Here is a 9,138-nt window from a genome sequence, read left to right on the forward strand (position 1 = left end):
TATGAGAAGCTTATTTTTTATCCACATGATAGATTTGATATACGTCTCGTTTCGACAAATCTCGATCTTTAGCGACTGTTTTTATCGCTTCTTTTGAATTCATACCTTTTTCATTTATATAATGTTCAATATGATTATATACTGAAATAGCTTCCCACCATTGTTCTTCTGGAGTAGGTTCTTCTGTTGAACCTGCTACTAAAATACAAAACTCACCACGAACTTCATTTTGCTTCGTCCACTCAATCGCTTCTTCAATTGTTCCACGAATAAACTCTTCAAATTTTTTCGTTAGCTCACGACATAATACGATTTCCCTATTTCCTAATACTTCTTGCATAGAGATTAAAGTATCATCTAAACGATGTGGCGCCTCATAAAACATCATTGTAGTTGGAATATAGCGTAGTTTTTCTAATTCAAGCTTACGTCCCTTTTTATTTCTTTGCAGGAAACCATAGAAATAAAAATGTTTTGTCTCAAGTCCTGATGCAATCAATGCTGTAAGGGCTGCATTTGCCCCAGGAAGCGGGATAACATGATATTGTTCTGCTACAGCCTCTACAACGATATCATAACCAGGATCTGAAATACATGGCATACCAGCATCGCTCACAATGGCTACAGTCTTACCTTCTTCTAACTTATCTAAAATTTTCCGTCCACTTACTCCTTTATTATGCTCATGATAACTCATAACTGGTGTTTCAATTTCAAAGTAATTACAAAGTTTCTTCGTTTGCCTTGTATCTTCCGCTGCAATAATGTCTGCCTCTTTTAAAATTCGGATTGCACGAAATGTCATATCCTCTAAATTTCCGATTGGAGTCGGTACTAAATATAAAACTCCCTTTTCATTTTGCTGAAAGCTTTTTTGCTGCCACATAGCGTTCTCCTTTTTGCATGTATTCTTCTTTTTTTTTCCTCGTTAACTGCTTAAAGTGATACTCAGCTTGCATAGCTGTTCGTTTATCCTCGTGATCCTCTACATATTTTAAAACAACTGGAAGTCTAGCGCGTGTATATCTAGCACCTTTTCCACTATTATGGGTCTGAATCCGTTTTTCTATATGATTCGTGTATCCAGCATAATAACTTCCATCAGAACACTCCACCACATAAAAACAATGCTTATTCTTCTCCATATAAAATTGAACGAAGCTCCTTTGTATATTCATTGTTTTCTTCATATACAAAAAGAGGTGGTAAGATTTTTAAATCAGCATTCCCATCCTTAATTCCTTCAATTAACAATGTATTCGCTTCTTTACCAGTCTTAGGATAAACAAATCGCACACGTTTCGGTTCAATTTTGTATTTACGCATTAATGTGACGATGTCGAGCAAACGACCTGGACGATGTACAAATGCTACTTTCCCACCCTGTTTCACTAGCTGGCTACTTGCGTATACAACATCTTCTAGTGTGCACATAATTTCATGACGAGCTATCGCTAAATGTTCATTCATATTCTTCTCAGAAGTTTGTGGTGTTTGAAAATAAGGAGGATTACATGTTACAACATCATATTGATGACGTCCAAGTTTCTCCGGCATATCTTTCAAATCTCCATGGATTAAATGAATTCTTTCTGCTAAATTATTGTATTGAACGCTTCTTATTCCCATATCATATAAGCGCTCTTGAATTTCTACACCTGTAATCTTCCCTTTTGTCCTTGTACTTAATAAAAGAGGGATAACTGCGTTACCTGTACACAAATCAAGTAAATTACCTTTTTGAATTGGCACCCAAGCAAAATCTGCAAGTAAAACAGCATCCAAAGAAAAATTAAATACTGATGGACTTTGTACAATCTTCATATCTTGCGCTAATAAGTAATCTAAACGCTCATCTTCATATAAATTCATATATTGCTCCCTTTCTTACACTTAACCTACCCTATTTCATCTTCTATTAATGTAAAAATAAATTTCATTCTACTCTCATGTATAAAAAATTACCTTTCCAATTATATTGGAAAGGTAATCTCACTTTTTATTTAAAAATGACAGACAGAATAAACAATCTCCCTCTTTACGTACACTTCCATAATGTAGATTGCAAATATGAAAACCTTCTTGATATAGTCTCGCTAGATTATCGTAGCCTTCACCAATATCTGTCTTCGCCTTCATTTCTTTGCGTTTTTGAGTTTTTTGTTTTTCCTTGTTCTGCACTTCTTCAAAACGATGTCGCAAATTTTCATTTTCCATTTTTATATGTTGGTTTTCTTCCAATAATTCTGCAAGATGTTGTTTTAATTCTCCCAACTGTTTGTATAAATGTCCAATTTGCTCTTCCATACTAGAAACCGATGCAAAAATATCCTTTTTCTCCACAAGCACCCACCTCATTAATCTGTGGTTTGACTCGAAACGACCCCTTTATTCATTAATTCATCTAACGTATATTCTACTATCCGTTCCTTGTCTACTAGTTCCACTTGAATTAATCTTTCTAAAATATTTAATCCGATAACACGGCCAGTACCGTGCGGTGTTTGTATACGTTGATCTAAATCAGGAAGTTGTTCCTTTGCTGCCTCATATTCATCATTCTCATATTTTAAGCAACACATTAAGCGACCACATAAACCAGAGATTTTTGCAGGATTTAATGATAAATTTTGATCCTTTGCCATTTTAATGGATACAGGTTCAAAATCTCCTAAAAAAGTAGAACAACAAAGCATACGACCACATGGACCAATACCACCTAGCATTTTTGCTTCGTCACGAACGCCGATCTGTCTCAGCTCAATTCTTGTCCTAAAAATTGCCGCTAAGTCTTTCACTAGTTCCCGGAAATCAATCCGACCATCCGCAGTAAAGTAAAAAATAATCTTATTACGATCGAACGTATACTCTACATCTACAAGCTTCATATCAAGATTATGTTCTCCTACCTTTTGTTGACAAACTTGATATGCTTCTTTCGCAGCATGCCTATTCTCTTCAACAATGGTACGATCATTTTCATTTGCAATACGAATAACTTTTTTTAGCGGTAATACAACGTCATTTTCATCAACTTGCTTTTTGGTAATAACTACTTTTCCGTACTCAATACCTCTTACCGTTTCTACAATTACAAACTCATTTTCTGAGATATCGAACTGATTTGGATCAAAGTAATATACCTTTCCGGCCTTCTTAAAGCGAACACCTACTACATCATACAAAACGGTCATCCCTCCTGCAACCGCAACACTAACTGTTCGAACACAAGCTGCGCATTTACATTAGCGTTGATTCTATTTTTTGCCTCTAATATATTAAAGAGAGCTGATACAATGCGCTTCTGAGCATAAGAAAAGGATTCAAACATCTCTTTCTGCTCATGAAAAACAAGACGATCTTCTTCTCCAAGTTGAACATATAATAAATCCTTATAAATAAGGAGTAACATATCTAAGCCTTGCTGTAATTGTTCTTTCTCTCCAAAGTGCTTCCCCCATTTTTCTTGTACAAAAAAAATAGAGGCCTTATCTTTTTCGAGCGCTTCACATAATTTTATCACTAAAGCTCTCGCTTGTGCAAACCATTCATCATTACACATTAATAAAGCTTCTTCAAAACTATTTGTAAGCTGCGCAGCAAGTGTAGATAAAGAAACTGTAATACCTTCTTCCTCTAACCTCTTAATTAAAGATTCTGTAGGCAACGGCCTAAACGTAACAACTTGACAACGAGATAAGATTGTATTTAAAATCTGATGACTTTGTTCAGTAAGTAAAATAGCTGTTGTATCACTACTTGGTTCTTCTAAAAACTTTAAAAGCGTATTCGCTGCATTTGCTGTCATACGATCTGCATGCTCAATAATATATACTTTTTTATTTGCTTCTAATCCTGTCTTTGAAAACTCTTCTTGTAAATCATGAATTTGCTGTTTTTTAATAGATAATCCATCTGGTTTTACAATATGTAAGTTTGGGTAGTTACCTGAATCAATTCGGCGACAATTCGTACATACATGACAAGGCTCTACACCATTTCTTTGTGAACAGAGAAAACTTTTTGCCATTTGAATTGCTGTGGCGAACTTCCCGGTCCCTTTCCCTCCCTCTAACAAGTAAGCGTGGGATATACGCTCTTTTGCAATGCTATTCATCAACATTTTGACACCGATGGGCTGTATAGCAGAAAGCTGCTCCCACGTATTTATCATACTGCATACCTCACTTATTTCATTCTTTCCTTCTATTATAACAATTTATCTTCTATAATCTGAACAACTTCTTCTATAAGTTTTTTCATTGGTTGATCAGCATTTACTAATACAATGCGATTAGAGAAACGCTCTACAACTTGTAAATACCCTTCACGCACACGTTTATGGAAAGAGATATCTTCCATATCTAGTCGATTTACTTCACGTCCTGCATCTTTTCCAATTCGTGCTAAACCTACCTCTGGCTCAATATCTAAATAGATTGTTAAACTAGGCATACAATCTTCCGTTGCGAAACGATTAATTTCAAATACTTTATCCATACCTAAGCCTCTTGCATATCCTTGATATGCTAAAGAGCTATCTATAAAACGATCACATAGTACAAGATAGTTTTCCTCAAGTGCTGGCATAACTTTTTCCACTAAATGTTGTCTACGTGCAGCAGCATATAAGAGCGCCTCTGTACGTGCTTCCATCATCGTATACTCTTGTTTATGTAAAATTGTTCTAATATCTTCAGAAATTGCAATACCACCCGGTTCTCTGGTCGCCATTACCTTTTGTTCCTTTTGCTCAAAATATGGTAATAAACTTTTAATTAATGTTGTTTTACCCGAACCTTCTGGCCCTTCAATTGTTACAAATAATCCCTTCATCCTAAAACCTACTTTCTATATCATACACGTTCATATATTTCGTACTACCTTGAAAACGAGCCCCTGTTTTCTCTAAATGAGTAATTTGCTTTGTATGTTCTTGAGTAATTCTCTCTCCATACATGATCAATGGAATTCCAGGTGGATACGGAATCACCATTTCTGCAGCTATCATACCAACGGCTTCTTCTATAGATACTAACTTCGTTTCGTATCTCTCTAATTGTTTATACGTATACGGTAAAGGGGAAATCTCCCCTTTATAAGTATAACGAATTGATGCTGTCTTGTCTTTTACCTTATATTGCTGCATAGCTAATCGAATGATCTCTATAGCTTTCATATACCCCTCATTTACTTGTAACGGTAATATAAATAGGACGTTATATGGATCTGCCATTTCCGTATATATACCGACTTTTTCAAATACAGACTGTAATTCATACCCCGATAACTGACAGCGAGTTTGCACCGTAACTTTTAATTCATCTTGCGATGGATATTGCAAAATGGCTATTTGTGGGATAGATCGCAATCCTTCTTTAAATCGGCGTAAAAACTCAACGATTTCATCATGACCCTCTTCCTTTATAACTGCTATTGCAAAACGTGCTATATCAAGAGAAGCCATAATTGGATACGATGGGCTACTAGATTGTAGCATACTTAAATAGGAGGAAACTTTTTCTTCGCTCACCAAACGGCTATTTATATGTAAATAAGATCCCATTGTCATCGCAGGTAATGTTTTATGTGCGGAATGAACCACAATATCCGCACCATAAACTAATGCTGACTTCGGGAAGGGGTCCCCTATACAAAAATGCGCCCCATGGGCTTCATCTACTAGAACAGGAATTTTATGTGCATGTGCGTAAGCGATACTTGCCTCTAAATCCATTCCCATACCATAGTAATTAGGATGTGTTAAAATAAGTGCTTTTGCATTTGGATACTTTGTAATTGCCTCCTTAATAATTTCATCATGAACACCTACTGGTACGTTATGTACTTCATCAATCCATGGATTTAAAAAGACCGGATTAGCCCCTGCTAATTTCAAACCATTAATGATCGATTTATGACAATTTCTTTGTACGAGGACAATATCATGTTCGCCGCAGCAAGACAAAATCATTGCTAAATTTCCAACTGTTGAACCATTAATTAAAAAATAACTTTTGTGCACGCCATATACTTCAGCTAATAATTGCTGTGCTTCATCTATACATTCAAACGGACTATGTAAATCATCTAATCCTGTTAACTCTGTTATATCAATTGATAATATGTCCTTAAACCCCCCTGAAGCTTTCTGAGGGAAGTTTAAACCATTCTTATGACCCGGAACATGAAAAGATAGTAGTCGCCTTTCTTTAAATTCCATTAGCGCCTCATATAAAGGCATACGATTTTGATTCATATATATCTCTTCCTTATTATTCATTCTGTATCTATTATACAGATATTAGGGCAAAAAAATAATAGGCATAATGCCTATTTAAAAATATGATACTTCTAACTTTCGCAGTTGTTTTAAATAATGTATATACTTCGGGTCAGTTGTCTCAGTATTCACCAGATTTCTTTCGCACTCGTAACATATTAAATTATTATATACATATATTCCTTCCCCTCTTTTTGTCTCACAAACGATGCAAATTTCACTTGGTAATTTCATAATCTTTCCTCCCTTTTTAAATAAACATATTATATACCTCTATTCCTTAACAAATTTCCGGAAAATATACATCAATTTTTTATATAATATGATTTATTCTTGGGCAACGTGTTTGTATTACTTATGTATTCCCTTTACTTCTTTCATGTACTGTTTAAAAACAAAAAAACACAAGTCAAAAGACTTGTGTTTTTATCTTGCTTGGCGACGTCCTACTCTCACAGGGACAAGGTCCCAACTACCATCGGCGCTAGAGAGCTTAACTTCCGTGTTCGGTATGGGAACGGGTGTGACCTCTCTGCCATCATCACCAAACTATGAAGGTATATTCCTTCAAAACTAGATAACATTTGCTTCATATTATATGGTTAAGTCCTCGATCTATTAGTATTCGTCAGCTCCACATGTCACCATGCTTCCACCTCGAACCTATCAACCTGATCATCTTTCAGGGATCTTACTAGCTTACGCTATGGGAAATCTCATCTTGAGGGGGGCTTCATGCTTAGATGCTTTCAGCACTTATCCCTTCCGCACATAGCTACCCAGCTATGCCCTTGGCAGAACAACTGGTACACCAGCGGTGCGTCCATCCCGGTCCTCTCGTACTAAGGACAGCTCCTCTCAAATTTCCTGCGCCCACGACGGATAGGGACCGAACTGTCTCACGACGTTCTGAACCCAGCTCGCGTACCGCTTTAATGGGCGAACAGCCCAACCCTTGGGACCGACTACAGCCCCAGGATGCGATGAGCCGACATCGAGGTGCCAAACCTCCCCGTCGATGTGGACTCTTGGGGGAGATAAGCCTGTTATCCCCGGGGTAGCTTTTATCCGTTGAGCGATGGCCCTTCCATGCGGAACCACCGGATCACTAAGCCCGACTTTCGTCCCTGCTCGACTTGTAGGTCTCGCAGTCAAGCTCCCTTATGCCTTTGCACTCTACGAATGATTTCCAACCATTCTGAGGGAACCTTTGGGCGCCTCCGTTACACTTTAGGAGGCGACCGCCCCAGTCAAACTGCCCACCTGACACTGTCTCCCGGGTCGATAAGACCCGTAGGTTAGAATTTCAATACAGTCAGGGCGGTATCCCACCAGCGCCTCCACCGAAGCTAGCGCTCCGGTTTCAATGGCTCCCGCCTATCCTGTACAAACTGTACCAAAATTCAATATCAGGCTACAGTAAAGCTCCACGGGGTCTTTCCGTCCTGTCGCGGGTAACCTGCATCTTCACAGGTACTATAATTTCACCGAGTCTCTGGTTGAGACAGTGCCCAAATCGTTACACCTTTCGTGCGGGTCGGAACTTACCCGACAAGGAATTTCGCTACCTTAGGACCGTTATAGTTACGGCCGCCGTTTACTGGGGCTTCAGTTCAGAGCTTCGCTTACGCTAACCCCTCTCCTTAACCTTCCAGCACCGGGCAGGTGTCAGCCCCTATACTTCGCCTTACGGCTTCGCAGAGACCTGTGTTTTTGCTAAACAGTCGCTTGGGCCTATTCACTGCGGCTTTCCGTTAAGAAAGCACCCCTTCTCCCGAAGTTACGGGGTCATTTTGCCGAGTTCCTTAACCAGAGTTCTCTCGCACACCTTAGGATTCTCTCCTCGCCTACCTGTGTCGGTTTGCGGTACAGGCACCTTTTATCTCGCTAGAAGCTTTTCTTGGCAGCGGGGAATCAAAGACTTCGCTCCATAAGGAGCTTCCCCATCACAGCTCAGCCTTCACGATAAGCGGATTTGCCTACTTATCAGCCTAACTGCTTGGACGTGCACAACCAATCGCACGCTTCTTCTATCCTTCTGCGTCCCTCCATTGCTCAAACGATAAAGAGGTGGTACAGGAATATCAACCTGTTGTCCATCGCCTACGCCTGTCGGCCTCGGCTTAGGTCCTGACTAACCCTGAGCGGACGAGCCTTCCTCAGGAAACCTTAGGCATTCGGTGGACGGGATTCTCACCCGTCTTTCGCTACTCATACCGGCATTCTCACTTCTAAGCGCTCCACCAGTCCTTCCGGTCTGACTTCACTGCACTTAGAACGCTCCCCTACCACTGATACCATTGGTATCAATTCGCAGCTTCGGTGGTGTATTTAGCCCCGGTACATTTTCGGCGCAGAGTCACTCGACTAGTGAGCTATTACGCACTCTTTAAATGGTGGCTGCTTCTGAGCCAACATCCTAGTTGTCTAAGCAACTCCACATCCTTTTCCACTTAATACACACTTTGGGACCTTAGCTGGCGATCTGGGCTGTTTCCCTCTTGACTACGGATCTTATCACTCGCAGTCTGACTCCTAAGGATAAGTCATTGGCATTCGGAGTTTGACTGAATTCGGTAATCCGATGAGGACCCCTAGTTCAATCAGTGCTCTACCTCCAAGACTCTTACACTTAAGGCTAGCCCTAAAGCTATTTCGGGGAGAACCAGCTATCTCCAGGTTCGATTGGAATTTCTCCGCTACCCACACCTCATCCCCGCACTTTTCAACGTGCGTGGGTTCGGGCCTCCATTCAGTGTTACCTGAACTTCACCCTGGACATGGGTAGATCACCTGGTTTCGGGTCTACGACCACGTACTAAACGCCCTATTCAGACTCGCTTTCGCTGCGGCTC

The 9,138-nt window shown here is 39.5% G+C and carries 9 protein-coding genes and 2 rRNA genes (1 of these 11 only partly in view); all 11 read right to left on the bottom strand.

What is annotated here, in order from left to right; all coding sequences use genetic code 11:
* Positions 1-10: 10 nt before the first annotated feature.
* Positions 11-886, bottom strand: a complete 876-nt coding sequence (gene rsmI, locus JFU20_RS14955) for a 16S rRNA (cytidine(1402)-2'-O)-methyltransferase (protein ID WP_002143972.1) — start codon at positions 884-886, stop codon at positions 11-13.
* Entirely contained in the window at positions 855-1,145 is a 291-nt protein-coding gene (locus JFU20_RS14960; RefSeq protein WP_002130207.1) for a GIY-YIG nuclease family protein, read from the bottom strand. Before JFU20_RS14960 ends, rsmI begins: the two co-directional genes overlap by 32 nt.
* On the bottom strand, positions 1,132-1,872 hold the full coding sequence (locus JFU20_RS14965) for a tRNA1(Val) (adenine(37)-N6)-methyltransferase (protein ID WP_002009640.1): 741 nt from the start codon (positions 1,870-1,872) through the stop codon (positions 1,132-1,134). The genes JFU20_RS14960 and JFU20_RS14965 overlap by 14 nt, the downstream gene beginning before the upstream one ends.
* Before the next feature lie 120 nt (positions 1,873-1,992).
* Positions 1,993-2,343, bottom strand: a complete 351-nt coding sequence (yabA, locus tag JFU20_RS14970; protein WP_002009639.1) for a DNA replication initiation control protein YabA — start codon at positions 2,341-2,343, stop codon at positions 1,993-1,995.
* 14 nt (positions 2,344-2,357) lie between these two features.
* Positions 2,358-3,185: a PSP1 domain-containing protein gene (locus JFU20_RS14975; protein WP_002009637.1), complete on the bottom strand. Its 828-nt coding sequence runs from the start codon at positions 3,183-3,185 to the stop codon at positions 2,358-2,360.
* 5 nt (positions 3,186-3,190) lie between these two features.
* Positions 3,191-4,174: a DNA polymerase III subunit delta' gene (gene holB / locus JFU20_RS14980; protein WP_002009636.1), complete on the bottom strand. Its 984-nt coding sequence runs from the start codon at positions 4,172-4,174 to the stop codon at positions 3,191-3,193.
* A gap of 35 nt (positions 4,175-4,209) precedes the next feature.
* On the bottom strand, positions 4,210-4,836 hold the full coding sequence (gene tmk / locus JFU20_RS14985) for a dTMP kinase (RefSeq protein WP_002009634.1): 627 nt from the start codon (positions 4,834-4,836) through the stop codon (positions 4,210-4,212).
* 1 nt (position 4,837) lies between these two features.
* Positions 4,838-6,259 (bottom strand): aminotransferase class I/II-fold pyridoxal phosphate-dependent enzyme, encoded by a 1,422-nt coding sequence (locus tag JFU20_RS14990; protein WP_002166367.1) that lies wholly within the window; start codon positions 6,257-6,259, stop codon positions 4,838-4,840.
* 78 nt (positions 6,260-6,337) lie between these two features.
* Positions 6,338-6,517: a sigma factor G inhibitor Gin gene (locus JFU20_RS14995; RefSeq protein WP_002130199.1), complete on the bottom strand. Its 180-nt coding sequence runs from the start codon at positions 6,515-6,517 to the stop codon at positions 6,338-6,340.
* A gap of 199 nt (positions 6,518-6,716) precedes the next feature.
* Positions 6,717-6,832, bottom strand: a 5S ribosomal RNA gene (rrf, locus tag JFU20_RS15000).
* Between the two features lie 49 nt (positions 6,833-6,881).
* Positions 6,882-9,138, bottom strand: a 23S ribosomal RNA gene (locus tag JFU20_RS15005); it runs 665 nt beyond the window's last position.

This window comes from Bacillus sp. TH30, assembly GCF_016650875.1.
GTDB lineage: Bacteria > Bacillota > Bacilli > Bacillales > Bacillaceae_G > Bacillus_A > Bacillus_A mycoides.